A 23903-nucleotide genomic window follows, 5' to 3' on the forward strand; every position below is an offset into this window, starting at 1 on the left:
GCATCACATAAGTATGTGGTTTTACCGGCAGAAATTTTGAGATGGTGGTGGGGAATGGTAATTTTAAGAGTAGTGAGTAGTGAGTAGTCAGTAGTGAGTGTTTGAAACTACTTACTCACTACTCATTACTCACTACTCCCTAACATTATTATGCGATAGGCAACAAAGCCTGCATCTGTTAGCTTTGTACACGCAAAAAGACCTTATGACCAAATTATTGATTTACGAAGACAACCCCCAGTTACGTGAAGGACTTACCATGCTCATTAACGGGTCTGACGGATTTGAAGTATTATCTGCCTTTAAGAACTGTAATAATGTAGAAGATGAAGTGCAGGCTTTTAAACCCGATGTGATACTGATGGATATTGATATGCCCGGCACCAATGGTATTGAGGGTCTTAAAAAAATACGTGAAATAGATACCGATGTAAAAATTCTGATGCTCACTGTATTCGACGACAATAAAAATGTATTCGATGCCATCAGCAACGGCGCCAATGGTTATGTATTGAAAAAAACACCCCCGGCCCGACTGCTCGAATACATTCAGGAAGCGCAAACAGGCGGCGCTCCCATGACTTCCTCCATCGCCACACAGGTATTAAAAATGTTTTCTTCGCTCAATAATGAAAAGGGTGAAGACTATGACCTCTCCGAAAGAGAAAAACAGGTATTGCAATTACTCGTGAACGGGTATAGCTATAAAATGATTGCTTCAGAAATGTTTATTGCCATTGATACCGTTCGTTCCCATATCAAAAAAATCTACGAGAAACTCCACGTAAACAGTAAGAGCGAAGCAGTGGCCAAGGCTTTCAGGAATAAGATTGTTTAGGGAGAGGAAAAGACCGAAAGACCGAAAGTCCGAAAGTCCGGAAGAAACTTGAATGTATAGAAAACCTCCGTGTAACTCCGTGGTTAACCACAGAGTTGCACGGAGGTTTCTTTAGTAAATCAATCATCTTTCCGACTTTCGGACTTCCGGACTTCCGGACTTCCGGTCTTCCGGTCTCTCAGACTCCCGGACTTCACCACTCACCACTCACCATTCACCTCCCACCCCTCCCACCTTCCCTTCATCCCAACCACATTTTTGTGTGATAGTTTGCAGGCTTTTGCGGGTTTATGTTTGTTCCCGGATCAAATCAGCGATCCGATTTTACGAATACCATAATACGAACAACATGACACTAAAAAACAAAACCCTGCAACTGACCATCATTGTATTGTCGATTGTAGCCACTGTTGCAGCCTGCAGCGAAGCCGGAAGCAACCAGAGCGAAACCAAAAAAGAAGACATCACTGAATTCCGTCAGAAAGAAAAAGACGAACTGATTGCCCGCGGAAAATACTTAGTAACCGTTTCCGGATGCAACGATTGTCATTCTCCGAAAATCATGACACCCATGGGCCCTGTTCCTGATACCACCAGACTGATGTCGGGTTATCCTTCAGAAAAAGGAATCCCTTCACTGAGCGAAGCACTGGCCAAAGACCAGAGCTGGGTAAAAATGTCGCACGATATTACCGCTTTTGCAGGTCCATGGGGTATGACATTTGGCGCCAACCTCACACCTGATGAAGCAACGGGTATTGGTAACTGGACAGAAGAAGTGTTTGTAAAAACCATCCGTACAGGTAAGCACCTGGGTCAGGAAGGAGGTCGTCCGGTAATGCCACCCATGCCCTGGTATATGGTGGCTAAAATGACGGATGAGGATTTGAGTTCGGTATACAATTACCTGATGTCATTACCTGCTATCAGCAATCGTGTACCCGCACCCATACCGCCCAATGAAATAAAGGTTGTTAAATAGATAAAAGTTAAATGAAGATGAAAGCAAATTTGCAAAAGATGATGAAAGCAATGGCTGGTTTATTGGCAGTTGTATTACTGGCAGTGGGCTGTACCAAAGAATTTGATCCGGATATACCCGTTGATCCGGGTACGCCGAATAACCAGAAAAAGCTGAGTAAGATCAGTTATGATGATGGAAGTTACCTCGCTGTTTTATACAACGCCGCAGGAAAACCGTCTAAAATAACCACTGTAGAGAAAACCAGCAGTGGCGATGATACCAATGTTTACCTGCTTGCCTATAATGGCGATAAACTGGTAGACATGTCTTTAACCGACGGCACAAAATTCAAGTACACGTATACGGGTGCAGATATTACCAAAGTAGAAGTGGTTACACCCAACAATGTGGTGATTGCTTATTATGAATATACCTATAAAGAAGGTCGTTTATGGCGTACCGATGTGTTCAGCAGTTTTGCAGGCCCCATCAGCACCACGCCGGGTATGCGTTTTGAGGTTGATTATTATACCAATGGAAATATTAAAACCATGAGTACCTGGTACAGAGATTATACCAGTGGGGTACTGGAAAAAACAGATGTGTATGAAATGAGTTCTTACGACGATAAGCGCAATACCAGCTTATTGTTTGAAAACAATCCATACCTGCCTTCACTGATCAGCATACCCAATAACCCGCTTACAGAAAAGCATTACGATAAAACGGGTCAGCAATATGCAACGGTAACACATACTTATACCTATGATGCAGATGGAAATCCGATTAAAAGAAAAACAGTTACCAAAGAAACCGGCCTGCCGGATGAACTGTCTGAAACCACATTTGAGTATTAAGCAATTGTTTTTCAGTACATTATAAACAATATTCCTGTGTAAACTAACCCCGACTCCTGAGTCGGGGTTTTTCATGTGGTTCTTAAACCTGCAAAAACGTGCATTTCACATATTTGTGTGGTTGCAAACCCGCATAAACAGGAATACTTTTGCTGAGTAATTAAAATAAACATGAAAGCAGCATTCCAAAATTTAGTACGCTACTTGCTCTGTATGGCAAGTGTTGTATTGGCTGCCCCCAACCAATCAACCCTGTACCCACAGCCCCGGAATAAAGGCGGTGTAAGTACATTTTCCATTCCCCGTTCGGTGGATCGTCCCGTATTTACCCAGGCAAAACAAGGGGTAAAAAGAGATGCATCTATTCTGGAAGGGTCTACCAGGTTCGAACTCTGGTAAATGTTCGAGGTTTTCGATATCCGAAAAAAGCCCCCCGCCCATATCGTGAAAATCCTGCTATGCACTCGCTTTTGACTATTTTTGTAGGGCGATAAGCAGATGCTTACCGTTGTTAAAAGCAAAGTGTATGATTAAAACAGGCAATCCCGTTATCAGTATTTATACGGAAATGACCCCGAACCCGGAAACTATGAAGTTTGTAGCAAACAAACTGCTGTACCCGGGCAAGAGCATCGATTTTGCTGAAGAAGCACTGGCAGGCCCATCTCCACTGGCGAAGGAATTATTCAGTTTTCCTTTTATCAGGAGTGTGTTTATCGCCAGCAATTTTGTGACCCTTACCAAAACAGCAGATACAGAAGACTGGCAGGATGTAATTCCTACCATTAAAGAATTCCTGAAAGAATATTTAGAGAATGGTGGTGTAGTGGTGAATGAAGAAGAAGTGGCTAAAATAAAACAGGAAGCCAGTAACACTGTAAGCGCTGATGATGATGATATTGTAAAAAGAGTAAAAGAACTGCTGGAAAACTATGTGAAACCCGCCGTTGAAATGGATGGCGGCGCCATTCAGTTCAAAAGTTATAATGAAGGTGTGGTTAACCTGATGTTACAGGGAAGCTGCAGCGGATGTCCCTCTTCCATGATTACCCTGAAAGCAGGTATTGAAGGCATGATGAAACGCATGATACCCGAAGTAAAAGAAGTAGTGGCCGAGGCCGAATAAAATATTGTGTTTGGTTTTTTTAAGCGTTGTATCCAATCAGGTACAACGCTTTTTTATGATCAGTATCCTGCACAAACAGGCAAAGAATGAATGTGTTGGGCTAAAACCAACTGTTTGCGCTACAAAAGCCAACATCTGCTATATTTGTTCACAGAACCCTGCAAAAAATATCACATGGAGAAAGAGGCAATGGTACAGTTGCTGCGTCAGCATTATGCGCAACTGATAGAACTGGTTTCTCAACTTGATGATCGTGCATTGTTACACGCCCCCGCCGGAAAATGGAACGCACTTCAACAGGTAGATCATTTGATTAAAAGCGTTGCACCGGTAAACAGTGCTTTTGCCATACCTTCTTTTATACTGAGCTGGCGATTTGGTGTGGCCAACCGCCCTTCCAGAACCTATGATGCACTGGTTGACCGTTACCATATTAAACTTCAGGCTGGCGGAAGAGCTTCAGCACCCTTTGTTCCACCTCCCGATATTCCGGTTTCAGATAAGGAGAAATTACTCCAGCAGCTCAATACCTTAACCACAAAGCTTACCCGGAGAACACTTAGTTACAATGAATCTGCATTGGATAAATACGTATTACCCCACCCCTTACTGGGTATGATTACCCTTCGGGAAATGATTTATTTTACGGCCTACCATGCTTCTCACCACAAAAAAAGTATTCAGCACGGACTCGTTTTACTGGTTTGAGCAGGTGAATAGTATCTTGTCTATGCCGATATATGTATATTAGTACAGTGATCGGCAGACTTTCAGGTGAATGATGATTACCGGCTTGGAAAAATAACTGTCTGCCCACGGATGAATAATTTTCATCCGAACTACCTGCTCCCTTATTCAATAAAACAACCTGTTCCTGCGTTCTAACTCAGGGAATCTGTTAAAAGAATGGACAATCTTCGCTTATGGTATGCTGTTTGCTAATATTTGGTTGTAATGAAAGTTAAGCTCACGATATTATTGCTGTTATTTGTTTCGTCACTGGCTGCACAGCGTACTATTTTTTATGTGGCAGATACCAAGGCAGACTGCTATGGCGTGAGCAACAGACCCTGTTTACAGGTGAAGGAAAAACCGGACGAACCTTATGCTTTGTTTTATTCGGGTATCGACGGGTTTACTTATGAGGAAGGCTATAACTATAAACTCGAAATCATGCGGGTGAAAAGAGAAAGACCCCCCGCCGATGGTTCTGCCTATACTTATTACCTGATAAAAGTGCTCAGCAAAGAAAGATCGAAGACTTATGTGCAGAAAAGCATTCCCATTCCCGATCAGGTATTATTACCACTTGCCAGAATCAGCAAAAACGGAAAGATGGAACAGGTAAGTGGTAACAGCATTCCCGATATTGTCTTCGACAAAAGAACAGGCAGAATATCTGGCAGAGCCGGTTGTAACCGGTATTTCGGAAGGGTAATATTTGACAATGGTAAATTATCCATATCGGGCGTAGGCTCTACACAAATGGCCTGTATGGATATGCAGATAGAATCGCTTTACCTGAAACATCTTTCTGCTGTAAACCGCTACCAGTTTAACAGCGGTCTCCTGCAATTGTATAAAGACCAGGAACTTCTTTTGCAGTTTAATATCCCCGAAAACTAAAGCACCATAGCAGCTTCATTCATGACGGTTTAGGATTGAATCTGTATTTTGCTGTATCATGATGAGCGTACAGGAAATAATCAACCAGTTTATCAGCGGTATACAACAAACCGGCCCACTAGAATTTATTGCAGTATTAGCAGGCATTGCGAGTGTATGGTTCAGCAGAAAAGAACATATACTGGTGTATCCTGTTGGACTCATCAACACCATTATTTATATCTATCTCAGTATAAAAGGACAATTATTCGGCGAAGCCAGTGTGAATTTTTATTATTCGGTGATGAGTGTATATGGATGGGTGCTCTGGACAAAAAAAGACGCGCATACAAAAACACTGCTACTCCATATCACCAACAGCTCAAAAAAAGAATGGATACAACAGCTGGCTTTTTTTGGTGCTTTCTATCTCTTGCTTTTTGTATTACTTACCTGGTTACAAAAAGGGTTTGCACCCGAAGCCATTCCCTGGGCCGATGCATTTGCGAGTGCCTCAGCTTATACAGGTATGTGGCTGATGGCCAGAAAAAAAACAGAAAGCTGGATCTGGTGGATCGCAACAAATATGGCTTCTATTCCGTTGTATTTTGTAAAAGGATATGTTTTTACCAGCGTGCAGTTTTTCATCTTATTAATCCTCGCAATTGCGGGTTTAATTGAATGGAAAAAACGGGCAGAAAAACAGCAGAATATTGAATAATGAATAATGAATGATGAAGGGGATAGCATAAAATAGGGTATTTCTACGCTATCAATACCTGACAGGTCTTTGGTATTTTGCTTTTCATCAATTTATAAAAGATGGAAAGGAAATTTGATCTTGAACAGCGACTGATAAAATTTAGTGTATCCGCCATCAGGCTGGCTGAGAAGTTGCCAACCTCTTTTGCAGGTAAACATTTATCTGGTCAGTTAATCAGGAGTGCAACGGCTCCGGCTTTAAATTATGGAGAAGCGCAATCTGCCGAATCAAGAAATGATTTTATTCATAAACTTAAAATCGCGCTGAGGGAACTTAGAGAAACTAAAAATAATTTGTTGATTATTCACCAAATGGAATGGTATAAAGACAATGAGTTGAATGCTATAGTCGCTGAAACAATTGAATTGATTTCAATTTTTTCTAAAAGTATTACGACAACTCAAAAAAATAAAACAGCCAAAACTTAATCGTTCGAAATTGTTTATTCAATATTCATGATTCATAAGATCGTAATACTAGGACCAGAGTCGACCGGCAAAAGCACACTGTGTGAATTGCTGGCGCAGCATTACCATACACAGTGGTGCCCCGAATTTGCGCGTGAATATTTAATGACAAATGGTATGGACTATACTTACGACGACCTGCTCACCATTGCAAAAGGGCAACTGGCACTTGAGGCGGAATATGAAGCCATGGTCCATGGTCCATGGTCCATGGTCGAAAAACGGTGGGTGAATACAAAAACACTTCGCTCACAAAAACATGCACCTCTTTTATTTATTGATACCGATATGTATGTGATGAAAGTATGGTGCGAATATGTGTTTCAGAAATGTCATCACTTTATACTGGATGAAATTGTACACCGTAAATACGATCTCTATTTACTTTGTAAACCTGATCTTCCGTGGACAGATGATGTATTAAGAGAGTATCCGGATGAAAAACCAAGACAGGAGCTCTATCAAATTTATCGCGATATCATGATCAACCAGCAAATACCCTGGGTAGAAATTTCAGGCGATTATGAAGAGCGTTTACAACAAGCTATTACAGCAGTTGACAAGCTGATTAGTACTGTATAAACTATTTCGATTTTAATAACTGTTGCAGGTCTTCATCATCTTCAATATTCTGCATTTGTTTTAATATCTGCGGATAACGCCATGCTACACGACGGCTCATGGGTTTGGGTAAAAACTTTTTTGGATTGGGTAAGCTGGCAATGATCATTGCAGCTTCGGCGCGCGATAATTTTGCTGCCGGTTTCCCAAAATATTTTCTGGCTGCCGCTTCCACACCAAATACGCCCGGCCCCATTTCAATTACATTGAGGTATACTTCAAGGATACGTTTTTTGCCCCAGATCCATTCAATCATTTTGGTAAAATAGAGTTCGGGTACTTTTCTGATATATCGGGTAAAACCTCCTGCCTGCCAGAGAAAAACATTCTTGGCAGTCTGTTGTGTAATGGTACTTGCTCCGCCACCCAATGGAATTTTTGTTTTCTTTCCTTTCTTCCTGGGTTTCATACTTCTTTCAATGGCATCCCAGTCGAAACCACCATGATCGGGGAAGGTCTGGTCTTCACTGGCAATGGCCGCCAGTTTTATATTATACGGAAGCTGGTTCCAGGAAATATAATCGCGTTGTAAACCATGCGAAAAACTATCCGATAACTGTGTGATGGTAATAGGTGGCATCACCCAGCGGCAGATAATAATATAAGCCAGCGATGTAAGAAACAAACAAAGAGTGGTGCGCCAGATAAAACGCCAGGTTCTTTTTGCGAGGGATCTTTTTTGTGTCATGAAAGAACAAGATACTATTTAACCCTTTTGACCGGAAATGATCTGCATGGAATATTTCTTTCCCATACGTATATAGGATTTGTATTTAAGCGACTGCAAATGTCCGATTAAAAAAACACCCGCCGCAATACCAATATTCCGGAGGTTATGCGAGGCGAAAACAGCTTCCCCGTTTTCGAGACTGTTGAACAGGTTCAGGAAAATATAACCGGCACTACCAATTTTTAATAAAGATCCATTGGTAAACAGGCCACTTTTATAACGGTTACCGGGCATGCCAATGATTTCCGATACATGAATACCCATTATACCAAACCAGGAAGTATCGGTTATGGCAAAACCAAACTGGTTGGCTACCTGACGGGTTATATAACAGTTTACAAAAACAGAATCACGCTCAATGCGTTTTATTCTTCCCTCCAGCCATTGTGTGGTTACATACTGAAAACGGATATAGTCTTCTTTTACCCAGCTCTGTATATTCTGGTTTTTTTTCTTGAATACCAGTACGCCAGATTGTGCCCATGTGTTGCAATGGAAACAGTAACCAAAAATAAGCAGCAGCAAAACGGGTCTCATGTACCGGAAAGATAAACAGGAAAGGAATGATTTTCTATAAGCCTTTGTTAAACCTATCAGAGCAGTGCCAATACCCCCCAGCAGAGGGCCACGCCAAAACCAATAAGGATGAGCCCGGAAAGTTTGTTGATGAAATGCAGATTCTTTGCCGTGAGACGGGAACGTAATTTTCCTGCCAGTACCACTTTTAAAATATCAGACAGTAATACAAATACCAGACAGGTGGTAAACACAATAAAACGGTATTCTCCCGGATGAGCGGCTGTTTGAGAATCGGCCATGATGAGGGTGGTCCAGGCAAACCAGAAAAGAAATACACCCGGGTTGAGCATATTCATAAAATACCCGGAAAGAAAAATGGCTGCATAATCTCTTTTCCTGAAATTTTTGATGGCGAGTTTATTCTCCTCATCCACATGAACTTTTTTAAAGAAAAGGGTATAAATACCTACGGCCACTAAAAAAATACTACCGGCAACAGCAATCGGTGTTTTATAGGAAAGGGCAGTATTAAAAAGACCGGTAAAGAAATTGCAGACCAGCACCAGTGTAATATCGCTGGCAGATACACCTGCTACAAACAGGTAACCTGCTTTATGCCCGTTATTAATACTTTGCTTGATGATGGCAAAGATGACGGGGCCAACAGAGATACTGAGAATAACACCCAGTATCAGTCCTTTAAGCAGCGGAGCTATCATTCAGCGTTCATTGGGTTATGCACCTAAAATAAGCGGATAATTTTAAAAAACCTTTCTGTTTTGATTAACGGATGAACTTACCGGATGATTCTTGCCGAGATAATGATATCAAGCTCCGGAAAATTTTCGGCTAAATAGGCATTGCCACGTACATAAATAGAATCCTGAAGTGTGGCCGGCTTTCTACCATAATTACTGTAGAGCTGTGTGAATACATCCATGCCTTTAATTATTTTCCCAACAGGGGTATACCCTTTTACACCTTCACGAACAATGGTGTCGAGTGCCGGATTATCTTTCATATTCACAAAGAGCTGTGTGGCTCTGCTATTGGCACGGTCGCGTACAAAAGCTACAATTCCTTTTTTGTGTAACTGTAAAACAGGTTCGTCTTTAAGTCTTTTCTGGTGCCAGAATAAATTGGCTTCAAAATCATCTGAAATACCAAACTGCACCACATAATTGGGTTCTACCCTGAAAAAAGCATTGAGGTCATAATAACCGGTAAGTACCAGTTGGTATAAACGGTCGGCACCCGCGGGCGACCAGCGACGGTATGCTTCCAGTATAAAATTTCCTCTGCTGGTTTTAAATAATACCTGGAAACTTTCGGGTGCTTTTCTTTTTAAGATACCAATATTGGGTGCCTGTGCACCTGCATTGAGTGTGGCAAATAATAAGAGGGAAAAGAAATATTTCATCAGGATACCAGTTCTTTTTTTAAGAATGCCTGCCAGTCTTCAAGCATCTTTCCTTTTAATACGCGGGGAAACTTATGCTGACCACCTACTTTGCCTTTTGATCGCATAAATTCCATGAACTGTTCTTCTGTCAACACATCCAGCAGTACTTCTTTGAGTGCGCTTTTTCTTTCAACAGCATAATCGTCGTTCAGTTCTTTCAGTTTATCATCAATCAGGCGAACCAGTTGGGTTTTGTCTACCTGGTCGTTACAGGCCACAAACCAGTGATGCGCAAAAAAGCTGTTATAAGGTACACCCGCCACGGTAAACTCGGGGATACAGATATTCATCTGCTCACTGGCCAATTGAATGGCTTTGTTCATATTGTCTACACTCAGGTGCTCACCTACCAGGCTCAGGAAATGTTTGGTGCGTCCGGTAATAACAATCTCACATTTTTCTTTGTCAACAAAACGAAGCGTATCGCCAATCATATACCGCCAGGCGCCTGCAGAAGTGCTGATGAGTAGTGCATAATCTTTTCCCTCCTCTACTTCATGAATCATAAGTGCTTCGGGATCATCAATCATATCGCCATTTGCATCAAAATTCTTATCGTCGAAAGGCACGAACTCCATGAAAATATGTTCGCTGGTAACCAGTTTCATGCCATTTGCAAACTGGCGGTCCTGGTAAGCAATAAAACCTTCACTGGCTAAATAGGTTTCAATATAGGTGATGGGTTTGCCCAGTAATTTTTCGAATCCCTTTTTATAAGGTTCAAAACTTACGCCGCCGTGTACAAAAAAGGCAAGATTGGGCCACATTTCATGGATATTATTGAGCTTGTAACGCTCAATCACCATTTCCATACACATCTGAATCCAGGCAGGAACACCTACGAGAAAACCAATATCCCATTCAGGGGCTTTATCTACAATTTCTTCGAGTTTTTTATTCCAGTCTTTCTGTTTGGCTATTTTCTTCCCCGGTTTATAAAAAGGCTGGAACCAGAAGGGGGCTTTTTTCTGGGTAATACCACTCAGATCACCGGCATAATAACCGGGTCCTTCTTTCTGTAAATCGGTACTGCCACCCAGTGTGAGCCATCCTTTACCAATAGAACTGTAAGGAATATTCTCATAGTTACGCAGACTCAGCAGTTGTTTGATCATTACAATCTTATTACCACTTAGCAGGTCGTTGGTAACGGGAATATATTTACTGGCCGCTTCACTGGTACCACTACTCAATGCATAGTACCGGATTTTACCGGGCCAGCAGATATCGGGAATGCCTTCCAGTGTTTTATGCCACCAGTCTTTGTGTATTTTATTATAGTTATAGGTAGGTACCAGTTCCTGGAATTTTTTCCCCGGATGTTTGGAGAGCAGGATCTCATCGAAACGGTATTGCTGACCAAAAGCGGTAAACCTTGCTTTCCGCAGTAATTTTTTTAATACCCTGATCTGTTGCCTGCGCGGATTGTTCTGCGGCAACCTCAATGCTTTAAGAATACGGTTAGGCAATTTTATATCAAGGATAGACATCGTTAGAACTCAGGTTAAATGAATATACGAAACTACAGCAAAAGCTGTAAAACTTATTGTATCAGTTGTTAAATGGCAATGATTCTGACCCTACAAAGACAAACCTGAAAAACAAACCTTTTAACCGTTCCATTATTTGTGTGGCTTCCTGTACAGATAAATCGGGTATACAAATAATGATTTGTTTTACCTGTTGCTGCCTGCATAGTGTGGTGAGGTCTGTAAGAGAGCTGCTTTGCTGATCACCTGTTTCATGAACCGCAATGCTACCTGTAACAATCGCTGTTTGCGCTCTTTTCTCAAGTATGCTGATGGCCTGTCTGTATGCTTTCGTATCACCAACAATAAAAGCAGTGCCGGCCCTGTTTAATAGGGGCATAACAGAAAGAGGCGGAAAAAACAGTTTACGCAATGCGGCTATCCACTGCACCAGAAAAATAAAGGGAACCAGTAAACTTCCTGCTGTATAATGTTTGTTTACAAACAAACGCATGGCTTTATAAAAAATGTGGTTCTGTTTTTGTGTTCTGTTACGCGAACTCTGTCCCTTATAATGAACAATGCAAACATCGCCGAGGTAATAGATGGTATGTCCAAGCTGGTGAATACGTACCGAAAGGTCAACATCTTCGCCGTACATAAAAAAATCAGGATCAAAACCCTGCAACTGATCCAGTACATTTTTTTTCACCATCATAAAAGCACCCGCCAGCACCTGAATGGGGTGTTGCTCATGAGTAGATAAATGTCCGAGCGCATACCTGTTAAACAAACCCGATTGTGGGAATAAAGCCGCTGCACCTGTTAATTTAAAAAAGGTATTGAGTAATGTGGGTTTTGCTCTTTTACTTTCGGGTAAATAATGTCCGAACCCATTGATCATTCTTACACCAACGGCAGCACAGTTATCATGTTGTGCCAAGAAGTGTACACAATGTACCAGAGTGTTCTCCGGAACGAGGGTATCGGGATTGAGGAAAAGAACATAACGGCCTTTTGCATGACTTAACCCGAGGTTATTGGCCCTTGCAAAACCAATATTTTCAGCAGAACGAATAAAACGAATATCAGGAAACAGAGAGCTCAACTGTTCAATACTGTTATCTTCCGAAGCATTATCTACAATAATAATCTCGGCCGACAGCTGCTCTATGGCTTTCTTCACGGTAATAATACACTGTTCAAGAAATACAGGTACCCGATAGTTTACTATGATAACGCTCAGCTCCAGATAATGATTTTCTTCTGCAATAATAAGCAGCTTTCCTCACCCTGCCTCTTGTTCCCCGTTCCCGACCCATGAACCCCTCTTCCCCATCTCTTGTATCTTGCGTCTTGTGCCTTGTATCTTCTCTCTTCTCCATCTCTTGTATCTTGCGTCTTGTGCCTTGCATCTTCTCTCTTCCCCTTGTTCCTTGTCTCTTCCCCTCAGGTTCGTTACTTTTGCCCCATGTTGAAACAAACACTTATTAAAGCAACCGAAGCCGGTGCTGCGGAATTACAGCGGTTTTTTAATGGTCAGTTCAAGATCAGTAATAAAGAAGGGGTCAATAACCTGGTAACAGAAGCCGATCATGCGGCAGAAAAAGCCATTTTTGAAGTGATCAGGCAAGATTATCCCGATCATTATATTTTGAGTGAAGAAACGGGTGAAATTGTGCAGGACTCTGCCTATAAATGGATCATTGATCCGATAGATGGTACGGTGAATTTTGCCAACGGTATTCCTATTTGCTGCGTAAGTATTGGCATTGAACAGGACGGACAAATGATACTGGGTGCCGTGTACAACCCCTTCATCAATGAGTTTTTCTTTGCACAGAAAGGGTTTGGTGCTACGCTGAACGATAAGAAAATTCAGGTGAGCGATAAAACAGAAGTCATCAAAAGCTGTCTGGTAACGGGTTTTCCTTATACCTATCTCGATACAGCAAACGGACCGCTGCAGGTTTTTGAAAAACTCATCAGAAAAGGTGTTCCGGTAAGAAGATTAGGTAGTGCCGCTATTGATCTTTGCTGGGTTGCTGCCGGTCGTTTTGATGGTTTTTATGAGCATAAATTGCAGGCCTGGGACAGTGCAGCAGGATTTTTAATGGTGGAGGAAGCGGGTGGTAAGGTTACAGATTTTAAAGGCGACCATTATTCTCCCTACCAGCCGCATATTATTGCTACCAATGGAAAAATACACGATGAACTGGTGAGAATAGTGAATGGCGCAGCGGTGGAAGGGGTTTAGGGAACAGAGAAACAGAGGAACAGAGAAACAGAGAAACAGAGGAACAGAGAAATAAGGAATGTCCAAAGTATTGGAGAATGTGTATCGGCCTTAGAAAAAAAACGTATAGAAACAGAGAAATATCCAATATCCAATTTCGAAGTTCGACATTGGATATTCCCCGAAGGGAGTCCTTTGGACATTATTTGATATTAATTATATGAGCGAAACAAGAACTGAAATAACAAGCCTGGGTGAGTTTGGTTTAATCGATCATCTTACACGCAATTTCGAAACGCATAATGCCTCTACCATATTGGGTGTGGGTGATGATGCAGCGGTAATAGATCATTTTGGGAAACAAACGGTCATCAGTACCGATCTGTTGCTGGAAGGCATACATTTCGACCTCATGTATACTCCGTTGAAACACCTGGGTTATAAAGCCGTGATGGTAAACCTGAGCGATATCTATGCCATGAATGCCACACCCACACAGATTACTGTGAGTATTGGCATGAGCAACCGCTTCAGCCTCGAAGCCATGAACGAACTGTATGAAGGCATTCATATAGCCTGTGAAAAACACGGGGTTGACCTGATAGGTGGTGATACTTCTACTTCTCAGAAAGGACTGATTATTTCTGTTACAGCCATTGGTGAAGTAACACCCGATCGGTTTATAAAAAGAAGTACGGCATCGAAAGGTGATTTGATTTGTGTGAGTGGCGATCTGGGTGGCGCTTTTCTGGGTCTCACGCTGATGGAAAGAGAAAAGAAAATTTATTTAGAGAACCCACAGGTACAACCCGATCTTGAAAACGAAAGTTATATAGTGGGCAGACTGTTAAAACCGGAAGCCAGAAAAGATATCATTGAGTTTTTTGAAAAAAACAATATCCTGCCCACTGCTATGATGGATGTGAGCGATGGCATCAGCAGTGAAGTGTTACACCTCTGTAAACAGAGCAATCTCGGTTGTCGTATCTACGAAGAAAAATTACCCATAGCCGACGACAGCAGAAAAGCAGCATTTAAGTTTGGTCTCGATCCTACAGTTTGTGCGCTGAATGGCGGAGAAGACTATGAACTGATCTTTACCCTGAAACAGGAGGACCATGATAAGATTACCCTCAATGAAGAAATCAGTGTAATTGGCTATATGACCGAACTGGAAGAAGGTTGTAAACTACTCACCAAGGGAGGTAACAGCTTTAATATTACTGCACAGGGCTGGAATGCTTTTCAGCAATAATACCTATGAAGACAGCCCGCCTCATTGTAACAACCATTGTGCTGATGATGGGTCTGTCTGTGCAAACCCATGCACAACGCATTATACCGCCCTTACCCAAAATGGCACCGGCCCCATTGGTGGAAGATATTGTGCTGTTGAAGAAAATACTGGAAGCCAATCACCCGAGTTTGTACTGGTACACATCCAAAGACAGTATTGATTATTATTTCCAGGAAACAATAGCCGGTATTACCGATTCACTGAATGAACCCGATTACAAGAATCGTTTATCGAAACTGGTGGCACGCATCAGGTGTGGACATACAACAGTGCGTTTCTCAAAAGCCTATGGTAAAGTAGCCTCTATATACCGGTATCCGCAATTTCCATTGGCATTGAAAGTGTGGGATGACAGTTTGGTGGTATTGGGCAGTGCTTACCGTAACGATAGTATTTTTAAAAGAGGAACCATTGTAACAGCCATCAACCAGCAAACACCGGTGCAGTTGCTTGATACCATCTATCAGTATATCAGTACAGATGGTTATGGGGTAAATCATAAGAGCCAGGTCATTAGCGGTAATTTCCCGGGCTGGTATAAAACCATTTTGGGTGATGCAGATTCCATCTATACCATCCGGTACATTGATTCAACCGGTATAGAAAAAGAAACCAGGGTGAAAGCATACAGACCTGTTGTTGACACAAGCAGACAAGGGAGACAAGAAACAAGAGGATCAATGTTAACAAGGAGGGAAATACGACAACTCAACCTGCTGAATAAAAGAAGTATGGTAATTGATACGGCGGCGAGTACGGCATTTATCAGGCTCACTACTTTTACGGGTGGGCGGTTAAAAAGTTTTTTCAGGAGGTCATTTAAAACACTTTCCAGATTAGCCATACAAAATCTGGTGATTGATCTGCGGGAGAATGGTGGTGGTAATGTAAGTAACAGCATCAGGCTCACGCAATACCTGACCGATAAACCTTTTAAGGTTGGTGATACGGTAGCGGCCATCAGCCGGAAATTTGAATATGGTCGTTATATAAAACCCACATTCATTTACTGGATGGCGATGAATTTTGGTGCAAGAAAAGAAAAAGATGGGAAAATTCATTACAGGAGATATGAGCGCCATTATTACTCTCCTTCAACAACCAATCACTTCAACGGTAAAGTATATTTAATACAGGGTGGGTATACATTTTCTGCATCTACTATGTTTATTTCACAGCTACAGGGGCAAGAGAATGTAAAAGTAGTGGGGGAAGAAACAGGCGGTGGTTATTATGGTAATTCTGCCATGCATATTCCTAAAATTACGCTGCCCAATTCGGGTATAGTGGTGAGTCTGCCCATGTATCGTTTGGTAATGAATAAAGACCGTGTTAAAGGTAGAGGCATTATGCCCGATGTAATAATCAAACCCTCATCGCAGGCTATTCGTGAAGGCTATGATATTAAGATAAAGGAAGTGAGGAAGATGATTGGGCAGTAGTGTATAGTCTATAGTCCATGGTCGATAGACCATAGGAGGAAGGTTTTTATCATTGACTATGGACAATTAATCTTATTACCCATATTGTCTCCCACTGTCACCGCTTATTTTTATATTTCCTATGTGTAAGCCGGTGCAGTATCCCCTCGTTTCTCGGAGAAACTATATAGAAGAGTAGCGGTCAGAACAGTCTACCGGCTCCTATTTATAGCTGTTTTTTGTATCTTTGAGAAGTGGCAAAACAAACGAAATATCACTTAGAAATTGAGATTGACAAGTTAACAAACAGCATAGTCAATACTATATCTGGTGATAGTTTTCCCACTGATGTTCATCCTGTATCAAAAACCGATTTGAAAAATACTATCAAGAAAAATGGATGGCTTTTTAATTGGGCAAGTGAATTTAAACTAACAGACAGACAAATTTTCAAGCTTACAATTAGAAACAATCCTGATATTATTCAAGGGCTTTTAAGTATCAGCGATTACAATGATCATTTCTATTTACACCTTATTGAGAGTTCGCCGTTTAACTTAGGTAAGAATAAACTTTATGAAGGTGTTCCAGGTAATTTGTTTGCCTTTGCTTGTAAATCTTCGTGGGATAAAGGTTATCAAGGCTTCGTTTCTTTTACTTCTAAGACAAAATTGATTGAGCATTATGAAAAAACTTTAGGTGCAACACATGTTGGTGGACATAGAATGATGATATTTCCACAGGAAGCATTTAAACTGATTAAAAAATATTTTCCAATTTAAATCACAAAGAAATGGGATATATAAAAGAACCGGCAGGCGTTGATTTTGTTGTAGAGTCAACACCGCTAACGGTGGCTGATAGAGAACGAATTAGTGAAATTATTGCTTACTACAAAGCAACTGGAAAAAAAATGCCAGTACAAAAACCAACAACAAAAACCCTGACGAAAACTACAGGCAGGAAAAAGGTATTGGCGTAACCTAATTTGCAAACGGCTAATCAGCATGAAAAAATTACAATTCAAGGTAAGCATTAATGCACCTGTAAATAAAGTGTATGATTGTATGCTTGGCATGAGCAATAAGTCAACCTATGAACAATGGACTGCTCTATTTAATCCCACATCTACTTATGAGGGTAGCTGGAATAAGGGCAACAAAATGCTTTTTGTTGGAACAGATGAGAAAGGAGAGAAGGGGGGTATGGTTGCTGAAATAGCAGAAAATATATCTGATAAATTTGTTTCCATTCGTCATTATGGTCTTTTAGCAGGTGGTAAAGAAATAACAGAAGGGCCGGAAGTTGAAAAATGGGCAGGTGCATTGGAAAATTATTCCTTTGATGAAAACAATGGCATTACTGTAGTTACTGTTGAACTGGATACAACAGAAGATTTTGTAGACTATATGAACGAACACTATCCCAAGGCGTTGAATAAGTTAAAAGAAGTATGTGAGGGGTAGTTTGTGGTCCATGGTCCATAGACCATAGCAGGAATGTTTTACTATGGACCATCAACCACAACTCACTCAACTCCACCATCGCTACATTATACTCTTTCTCAATCCCCCCGTTCTATTTGATTGATTTTCCAGGGAATCTAAAAAAAATCGTTGACGAATTCGGGGTTTAAGAAATTCGGATTATTGGTATATTTAAATTCGAAAAATACTTTTATGACAAAGAATATATCCATCTTACTCGGCGATTACTTCGACAATTTTATTTCACACCAAATAGCGAGTGGACGATTTTCATCAGCCAGTGAAGTGGTAATAGCCGCACTGCGACTATTTGAACAAAAGGGAAAGTATAAAACTTTATTAGCTCAAGAGCTTACGAAAGGCGAGGAATCAGGATTCATTGGTAAAACAGATCGTAAAAACTTTATCAATAGTCTTCATGACAAATACGTGAATTAGTAAGGTATTGACGAAGCATAACCTTCCTGCTATGGACCATAAACCATGGTCTATCCCTCCCCTCACTCATCCACCACCTTCAACACATCCAAGGTTTCACTTAACCCCACCATCGCCACATTATACCCTTTTTCAATTCTCCCCGTTCTGTGTGATAAACCCATTACCTGTGCCGGATATAAACTGCACATACGCAAGGCTTCATCTAAAGGAATATGTGCTTTTTGTACCAGGTTCTTTACACAGGCGGCCATAGTGAGAGCAGAGCCACTCAGTGTTCCATTCGATTCATATTTATCGCCATTGAGCTGGTGCGGATAGGGCCCGCTTGTGGTGGTGGTAACAGCATCGGTAATGGCGAATAATCTTTCCTTCATTTGTTTCTTGGCAATACGGATCGCTGCAAAATCTACATGATAACCATCGGGTACTATACTGCACATCACCGTTTCATGATCGAAAATGGCACCTACCAATCCGGGTTCACGGTGCTGCAGGGCACTCATGGCATTAAACAAATGTGTAGCTGTTTCAATACCATGGTTAAAAGCTTCAATACCCTGCTGGTAGCTGGCGTTGCTATGTCCGGCAGAGATAACAATACCATATGACCTGATGAGGTTTAATACTTCTACCGGACAAATTTCAGGCGCCAGTGTAATCATGGTAATAATACCTTTTCCGTAGTCCAGTAAAGCTTTTGTTTGTTCGAGATCGGGAATATGAATAAAGGTTTCGAGGTGGGCGCCTCTTTTCAGCGGGTTGATCCAGGGGCCTTCAATATGCAAACCTATACAACCTTTACCGCCACTTTTCTGGTAAGCAGCAACAGCATCGATGGCCTGTTTAAATACATCGTAACTATTGGTGGCCACCGTAGGCTGAAAATAGGCAGCACCGCCTTTCTTACAGTAATCATATAATAATTCCAGTGAAGCGGGTTCGGGATAGGCAGATAGCAAACGGTTGTGTGCACCATAAATCTGAATATCGAGAAATGCCGGAGCAATAATGGAGAACTGAGCCGTATAGGGTTCGTGCATTACAGTAGCGGGAATAATATCTACAATGGCACTACGCTCGGTAATCACTACCTGCTGCTCCAGCCATTTGTTGCCGGTAAATAATCGGTTGGCAAAATAGGTATTGCGTTCGCGCATAAAGTTTTCTTATTATTTTGATCAATCCTGCTTCAATTCATTTTTCGCTCAAGGCACTGGTAAAGAGTAGCGATATAAACATCCTCAAACGCATAGACCTTTTTAGAAAGAAGGCAATAATGTCCAATATCAAATGTCCAACGTCCAACTTCGAAATTCAATATTGGATATTTCTCCCTTCGGTAAACTCAGGGCAGGCTTGTTCTTCTGTTTTCTCCCGCTCTCCTAGTCTTGTGTTATATAAAACCTGTCCGCGTCTTTCCAGAAAGGAAATTTTGTTCTCACATCAGTCACTGTTTCTTTCTGAAGCGTAATGGTGAAAATATCTTCTTCCTGTTCTTTATGATACAATACTTCACCCAACGGATCAACAATCATACTATTGCCGCTGTGGTAAATATTATTTCCATCATTACCCACCCTGTTCACACCCAAAACAAATGCCTGATTCTCGATGGCACGTGCAGTGAGTAAGGTTTTCCAGGCATGGCTCCTGCGTTCGGGCCAGTTGGCCACATAAATGATGGCATCGTATTCGGGTCCATCTGTACTGCTTTGCTGACGTGCCCATACCGGGAAACGCAGGTCGTAACAAATCTGCAGGTTTATCTTCCATCCCTTCACCTGTGCTACTAATCTTTTATTACCTGATGCATAATGCTGATCCTCTCCTGCAAAAGCAAAACGGTGACGCTTGTCGTAATACCCCAGTTCGCCATTGGGTAGTACCCATAATAAGCGGTTATAAAAATGTTCACCTTCTTTTATAATCAGACTACCGGTGAGTATGATCTTCTTTTTGGCGGCAATATTTTTCATCCAATGCACAGAAGCGCCATCCATGGTTTCTGCCAGTTCAGAAGGTCGCATACTGAAACCCGTGCTAAACATTTCGGGTAGTATAACAATTTCTGTTTTTTCAGTGATGTTGTTGATCTTGTCCTCAAACATATTGAGGTTAGCGGTTTTGTCTTCCCAGAAAAGTGCAGACTGAATAATAGAAAAGCTGAGTGACGACATGTTCGCAAGTTAACCTAAAACTAAAACATGCGAACACCCACCTGTAATGATCCATAGCTTTGTGTACGCAACTGGCTTGCGGTTTCGCGGGATTGATGGGTAAATTCGAGTCGGCTGCTAAAACGGTTTTTAGCAAAACAAATACCCCAGCGCTGTTCAATTACCCATTTTTCGGGTTGGGCGAGAACGGCGCCGTTTCCTTTACTGAATAAGCCACCCTGTAAACTGGCATTATAAACCTGCAGAAGAACGGAAGGATAAGCATAAGCAAACAGTTCCATTTTCCTTTTGGGTGCAGCATAACCCGAGCTAACCCTTGTGTTAAAAAGAACAGAGCTCTTATTGTTTTCGTAAGAACCAATACAAAGAATAGCGCCTGCCCTTGCATTGGTAAAATGTGTGCCCAGTGTTGCTTCTGCCAGTGGAACCAGTTTTACCATATCCTGTACATTGAACAGGGTTTGGGTAAAAGAAGCATTGAAGTCAATACCAATGGCATTTCTTACCTGGTATTTCCATCCTTCAAAACGTTTAAAGCCAAGCAGTTTATGGTAACTGTTTTGCAGGGCTTCACCCAGGGAAGCATTACCTACCACACCGAGGCTGCTGCCCCATTGAAAAAGGGCATCATTTTTATAACTGTTCAATTGCGAATAGCGTACAAAGAGATAACCACAATAGGGGCGGTCTATTTCATTTGCTGTTTCTGCTTTTTTGGAAACAGGGGTGAAAATTTTTTGTCCGACTTCAAAAGAACGGATTTTCTTACGCAAGCCGGAAGTATCGGCTATGCGATAGTTCAGGAAAAAACCATTGGTATAATAAGCGTCTTTTATTTGTAAAAGAAAAGCATCATTTTCTGAAGTAAAGGAAAACTCCCGGCGCAGGTATTGGGTTTGTTGTGCAAAACAACAATGCAGCAGCAGGCAGCAGACAGTCGTTAACAAAAACCTCATCAGGGGGTATCTTTCTGTGAACTAAGATAAAATTATTCTTTCACCATAATGAAAAACCTCTGCGTAAACTCCGCGTTCTCTCGTTCTCTGCGGTGAACTTACGCGAATATTCACCGCAGAGAACGAGAGGAAACAGAGTTTACACGGAGGTGCGGATTTGGGCGATGGCTTGCTGTATGAGCGGGGCTTCGTAGCCTTTTTGGAGGAGGTATTGTGTGGTTTTTGCCAGGCGGTTGAGGTGCTGTTCGTTTTTTAATGCCCGCCATTTTGTTTGGGCCAGTTTGAGCAAAACAAGCCTGTAATCATCCTCGTCAATTTCTTTTAAGGCAGATTTAATGTTGGCCGTACTGATTCTTTTTTGCTTTAATTCATAGCTGATTTTTATCCGCCCCCATTTTTTTAAACGGAAATGTCCACCCGCAAACTGCTTTGCAAAACGGGCTTCATTCAGGTAATCTTCCTCAATTAACCGGCTGACCAGTAGATCAACCTCGGTTTTGCGTAGACCAAAGCCAAATAGTTTTTCGCTGACCTCATAATGGTTTCGCTCCTGGTAGGCACAATAATGCCTTATTTTTTGCCAGGCCTGATCGGGGTTAAGCTTGTTGCGAAACATATGACAGACAATAAATTGTGTATTTATTAGTTATATTTGTTTGCATATCCGAATCCGTTTTCATGAGCCCTGTACAACTCAGTATTTGTTTGATTGATGATGATAAAATTTATCAGTTCACAGCAAGAAAAATGCTGGAAGCAACTGGTATGACCAAACAAATCCAGTCTTTTTACGACGGCAGTGAGGCCCTGACTTTTTTCTCTGGCGAAAATAGTAATGATGTGGCGAACCTCCCCGATGTGATTTTCCTCGATATTAATATGCCCGTCATGAATGGTTGGGAGTTTCTGGAAGAGTATGAAAAACTGTGTAACCAGTTTCCCAAAAATATGCTGCTCTATGTGGTCAGTTCATCGGTTGATGATGCCGACATACGCCGCTCCAAGCAATACGGCTCAGTTACAGATTATATTGTAAAGCCTATTACCCGAATGCGTTACCAGGAATTACTGGAAAGCATTGGCTCGGTTTCCTGACCCAATTCACAACTGATTCACATTGTTATTTTTTTCCGGGTCATGAGCGCCAATTTTGGTTACGGAATGTTAACATTTTGCCTTAGGTTTGTTGCAAACCTAAATTCCGCAGAATGAAATTTATTGTTTCTTCCTCTTCTCTCTTAAAACACCTGCAGCAGATCAGCGGTGTAATTAATGCGAACACGGTATTACCGATTCTGGAGGATTTTTTATTTGAAATACAGGACAAAAAACTCAATGTAGTAGCCACAGACCTCGAAACTGTAATGCGTGTACAGATGGATGTGGAAAGCAAGGCAAACGGAAAGGTTTGTATCCCGGCAAAAATCCTGATGGATTCTTTAAAAAATATTGCAGATCAACCACTTACGTTTAATATCGACAAGAATTTTGCCATTGAAATTACCAGCGATAATGGTAAGTACAAGGTCATGGGCGAAAACCCCGATAATTTCCCCAAAGAACCCGCTGCCGATGATACCACTGGTTTTGAAATGACCAGCAGCGGCTTATTAACAGCCATTACCAAAACACTGTTTGCCGTAAGTAATGATGACCTCAGACCGGCTATGACAGGTGTGTTTTTTGAATTATCGAAAGACGGTGTTCAGTTTGTGGCCACCGACGCACATCGTCTGGTGAAATATAAACGCACCGATGCAAAAGCGTCGAAAACAGATTCGTTCATCGTTCCCAAAAAACCATTGAACCTGTTAAAGAATGCTTTGCCCGATAATGATGATGCTATTACCGTAAGTTATAACAGCAATCACCTTTTTGTAAACCACGGATCAACACAAATGATCTGTAGACTGATAGATGCGCGTTTCCCTGATTATAAAGTGGTGATACCTGCAGATAATCCATACAAACTGGTGGTGAACAAAGCCGATTTTCAGAATGCACTGCGTCGCGTAAACGTGTTCAGTAATAAAAGCACCAATCAGGTGGCTTTAAGTATTACGGGTAGCGAATTGCAAATGGCAGCACAGGATATTGATTTCAGTTTTGAAGGAAATGAAAGAATGAATTGCCAGTATGATGGTGAGGATCTCCAGATTGCCTTTAATGCCAAGTTCCTGATTGAAATGCTGAGTGCAGCCGATACAGAGGATATAAAAATGGAACTCTCCACTCCTACCAAAGCGGGATTGATTAAACCAACAGAACAGGCCGAAGGAGAAGACCTGTTGATGCTGGTAATGCCTTTGATGCTGAATAACTAAACTTCTATACCTGCCTATAAAAAGCCCCGATCTGCCTAAGGCGGATTCGGGGTTTTTTGTGGGGGTGGAGACCGGAAGTCCGGAAGTCCGGAAGATGATTGATTTACTAAACCACCCTCCGTGTAACTCCGTGGTTAACCACA

The 23903-nt window shown here is 41.6% G+C and carries 29 protein-coding genes; 19 read left to right on the forward strand and 10 right to left on the reverse strand.

All coding sequences use genetic code 11. The features are described from left to right. The first annotated feature begins 205 nt into the window (after positions 1-205). The 10 genes from KXJ59_RS03225 to KXJ59_RS03270 all read left to right on the forward strand — a co-directional run bounded on the left by KXJ59_RS03225 (position 206) and on the right by KXJ59_RS03270 (position 7202). Complete coding sequence (locus tag KXJ59_RS03225; protein WP_295201078.1) at positions 206-838, forward strand: response regulator transcription factor; 633 nt, start codon at positions 206-208, stop codon at positions 836-838. Positions 839-1187: 349 nt separating this feature from the next. After that, positions 1188-1820 carry a c-type cytochrome gene (locus KXJ59_RS03230; protein ID WP_295201080.1) on the forward strand — a complete coding sequence of 211 codons (633 nt, stop codon included), beginning with the start codon at positions 1188-1190 and terminating at the stop codon, positions 1818-1820. 17 nt (positions 1821-1837) lie between these two features. Then, on the forward strand, positions 1838-2659 hold the full coding sequence (locus KXJ59_RS03235) for a hypothetical protein (protein ID WP_295201083.1): 822 nt from the start codon (positions 1838-1840) through the stop codon (positions 2657-2659). Between the two features lie 171 nt (positions 2660-2830). After that, entirely contained in the window at positions 2831-3058 is a 228-nt protein-coding gene (locus KXJ59_RS03240; RefSeq protein ID WP_295201086.1) for a hypothetical protein, read from the forward strand. Positions 3059-3185: 127 nt separating this feature from the next. Next, positions 3186-3785 (forward strand): NifU family protein, encoded by a 600-nt coding sequence (locus tag KXJ59_RS03245; protein ID WP_295201089.1) that lies wholly within the window; start codon positions 3186-3188, stop codon positions 3783-3785. Positions 3786-3959: 174 nt separating this feature from the next. Further along, positions 3960-4493, forward strand: a complete 534-nt coding sequence (locus KXJ59_RS03250; RefSeq protein WP_295201091.1) for a DinB family protein — start codon at positions 3960-3962, stop codon at positions 4491-4493. 246 nt (positions 4494-4739) lie between these two features. Then, a complete protein-coding gene (locus KXJ59_RS03255; RefSeq protein ID WP_295201093.1) occupies positions 4740-5411 on the forward strand; it encodes a DUF4377 domain-containing protein in 672 nt (223 codons plus the stop codon). 58 nt (positions 5412-5469) lie between these two features. Then, positions 5470-6111 (forward strand): nicotinamide riboside transporter PnuC, encoded by a 642-nt coding sequence (gene pnuC, locus KXJ59_RS03260; RefSeq protein WP_295201096.1) that lies wholly within the window; start codon positions 5470-5472, stop codon positions 6109-6111. 101 nt (positions 6112-6212) lie between these two features. Further along, positions 6213-6581 (forward strand): four helix bundle protein, encoded by a 369-nt coding sequence (locus tag KXJ59_RS03265; RefSeq protein WP_295201098.1) that lies wholly within the window; start codon positions 6213-6215, stop codon positions 6579-6581. A gap of 27 nt (positions 6582-6608) precedes the next feature. Then, a complete protein-coding gene (locus KXJ59_RS03270) occupies positions 6609-7202 on the forward strand; it encodes an ATP-binding protein (RefSeq protein WP_295201101.1) in 594 nt (197 codons plus the stop codon). Between the two features lies 1 nt (position 7203). On the opposite strand, the gene mtgA is transcribed toward KXJ59_RS03270, so the two are convergent. The 6 genes from mtgA to KXJ59_RS03300 all read right to left on the reverse strand — a co-directional run bounded on the left by mtgA (position 7204) and on the right by KXJ59_RS03300 (position 12703). After that, positions 7204-7929 (reverse strand): monofunctional biosynthetic peptidoglycan transglycosylase, encoded by a 726-nt coding sequence (mtgA, locus tag KXJ59_RS03275; protein WP_295201105.1) that lies wholly within the window; start codon positions 7927-7929, stop codon positions 7204-7206. Between the two features lie 18 nt (positions 7930-7947). Continuing rightward, positions 7948-8508, reverse strand: a complete 561-nt coding sequence (locus tag KXJ59_RS03280; RefSeq protein WP_295201107.1) for a hypothetical protein — start codon at positions 8506-8508, stop codon at positions 7948-7950. Between the two features lie 56 nt (positions 8509-8564). Then, positions 8565-9209 carry a LysE family transporter gene (locus KXJ59_RS03285; RefSeq protein WP_295201111.1) on the reverse strand — a complete coding sequence of 215 codons (645 nt, stop codon included), beginning with the start codon at positions 9207-9209 and terminating at the stop codon, positions 8565-8567. Between the two features lie 77 nt (positions 9210-9286). Continuing rightward, a complete protein-coding gene (locus KXJ59_RS03290) occupies positions 9287-9910 on the reverse strand; it encodes a peptidylprolyl isomerase (protein ID WP_295201115.1) in 624 nt (207 codons plus the stop codon). After that, on the reverse strand, positions 9910-11442 hold the full coding sequence (locus tag KXJ59_RS03295; protein WP_295201118.1) for a GH3 auxin-responsive promoter family protein: 1533 nt from the start codon (positions 11440-11442) through the stop codon (positions 9910-9912). Before KXJ59_RS03295 ends, KXJ59_RS03290 begins: the two co-directional genes overlap by 1 nt. Before the next feature lie 61 nt (positions 11443-11503). After that, complete coding sequence (locus KXJ59_RS03300) at positions 11504-12703, reverse strand: glycosyltransferase family 2 protein (protein WP_363265639.1); 1200 nt, start codon at positions 12701-12703, stop codon at positions 11504-11506. A gap of 189 nt (positions 12704-12892) precedes the next feature. On the opposite strand from KXJ59_RS03300, the gene KXJ59_RS03305 reads away from it, so the two are divergent. The 7 genes from KXJ59_RS03305 (at position 12893) to KXJ59_RS03335 (ending at position 18300) form a co-directional block, all read left to right on the forward strand. After that, positions 12893-13678: an inositol monophosphatase family protein gene (locus tag KXJ59_RS03305; RefSeq protein WP_295201123.1), complete on the forward strand. Its 786-nt coding sequence runs from the start codon at positions 12893-12895 to the stop codon at positions 13676-13678. Positions 13679-13877: 199 nt separating this feature from the next. Then, positions 13878-14912 carry a thiamine-phosphate kinase gene (gene thiL / locus KXJ59_RS03310; RefSeq protein ID WP_295201126.1) on the forward strand — a complete coding sequence of 345 codons (1035 nt, stop codon included), beginning with the start codon at positions 13878-13880 and terminating at the stop codon, positions 14910-14912. A gap of 5 nt (positions 14913-14917) precedes the next feature. Continuing rightward, positions 14918-16396 (forward strand): S41 family peptidase, encoded by a 1479-nt coding sequence (locus tag KXJ59_RS03315; protein ID WP_295201131.1) that lies wholly within the window; start codon positions 14918-14920, stop codon positions 16394-16396. Between the two features lie 233 nt (positions 16397-16629). Further along, positions 16630-17157 (forward strand): hypothetical protein, encoded by a 528-nt coding sequence (locus KXJ59_RS03320; RefSeq protein WP_295201134.1) that lies wholly within the window; start codon positions 16630-16632, stop codon positions 17155-17157. Positions 17158-17168: 11 nt separating this feature from the next. After that, positions 17169-17357 carry a hypothetical protein gene (locus tag KXJ59_RS03325; RefSeq protein ID WP_295201136.1) on the forward strand — a complete coding sequence of 63 codons (189 nt, stop codon included), beginning with the start codon at positions 17169-17171 and terminating at the stop codon, positions 17355-17357. A gap of 25 nt (positions 17358-17382) precedes the next feature. Further along, positions 17383-17841 (forward strand): SRPBCC domain-containing protein, encoded by a 459-nt coding sequence (locus tag KXJ59_RS03330; RefSeq protein ID WP_295201139.1) that lies wholly within the window; start codon positions 17383-17385, stop codon positions 17839-17841. 213 nt (positions 17842-18054) lie between these two features. Further along, positions 18055-18300: a type II toxin-antitoxin system ParD family antitoxin gene (locus KXJ59_RS03335; protein WP_295201142.1), complete on the forward strand. Its 246-nt coding sequence runs from the start codon at positions 18055-18057 to the stop codon at positions 18298-18300. Positions 18301-18362: 62 nt separating this feature from the next. Here the strand turns inward: KXJ59_RS03335 and nagA are convergent, their stop codons facing one another. The 4 genes from nagA to KXJ59_RS03355 form a co-directional block, all read right to left on the reverse strand. Next, the gene (gene nagA, locus KXJ59_RS03340; RefSeq protein ID WP_295201144.1) at positions 18363-19460 is read right to left on the reverse strand and encodes an N-acetylglucosamine-6-phosphate deacetylase; all 1098 of its coding nucleotides are present in this window, start codon (positions 19458-19460) and stop codon (positions 18363-18365) included. 225 nt (positions 19461-19685) lie between these two features. Next, on the reverse strand, positions 19686-20480 hold the full coding sequence (locus tag KXJ59_RS03345; RefSeq protein ID WP_295201146.1) for an amidohydrolase: 795 nt from the start codon (positions 20478-20480) through the stop codon (positions 19686-19688). 20 nt (positions 20481-20500) lie between these two features. Then, on the reverse strand, positions 20501-21436 hold the full coding sequence (locus KXJ59_RS03350) for a lipid A deacylase LpxR family protein (protein WP_295201149.1): 936 nt from the start codon (positions 21434-21436) through the stop codon (positions 20501-20503). A gap of 139 nt (positions 21437-21575) precedes the next feature. Next, entirely contained in the window at positions 21576-22052 is a 477-nt protein-coding gene (locus tag KXJ59_RS03355; RefSeq protein ID WP_295201150.1) for a regulatory protein RecX, read from the reverse strand. 62 nt (positions 22053-22114) lie between these two features. Here KXJ59_RS03355 and KXJ59_RS03360 point away from each other — a divergent pair, with 62 nt between their 5' ends. Together KXJ59_RS03360 and dnaN are read left to right on the forward strand one after the other, a co-directional pair. Beyond that, positions 22115-22531: a response regulator gene (locus tag KXJ59_RS03360; RefSeq protein ID WP_295201153.1), complete on the forward strand. Its 417-nt coding sequence runs from the start codon at positions 22115-22117 to the stop codon at positions 22529-22531. Between the two features lie 113 nt (positions 22532-22644). Then, positions 22645-23760, forward strand: coding sequence for a DNA polymerase III subunit beta (dnaN, locus tag KXJ59_RS03365; protein WP_295201156.1), 1116 nt, complete (start codon positions 22645-22647; stop codon positions 23758-23760). The last annotated feature ends 143 nt before the right edge of the window (positions 23761-23903 follow it).

The organism is Sediminibacterium sp., assembly GCF_019264485.1.
Lineage (GTDB): Bacteria > Bacteroidota > Bacteroidia > Chitinophagales > Chitinophagaceae > Sediminibacterium.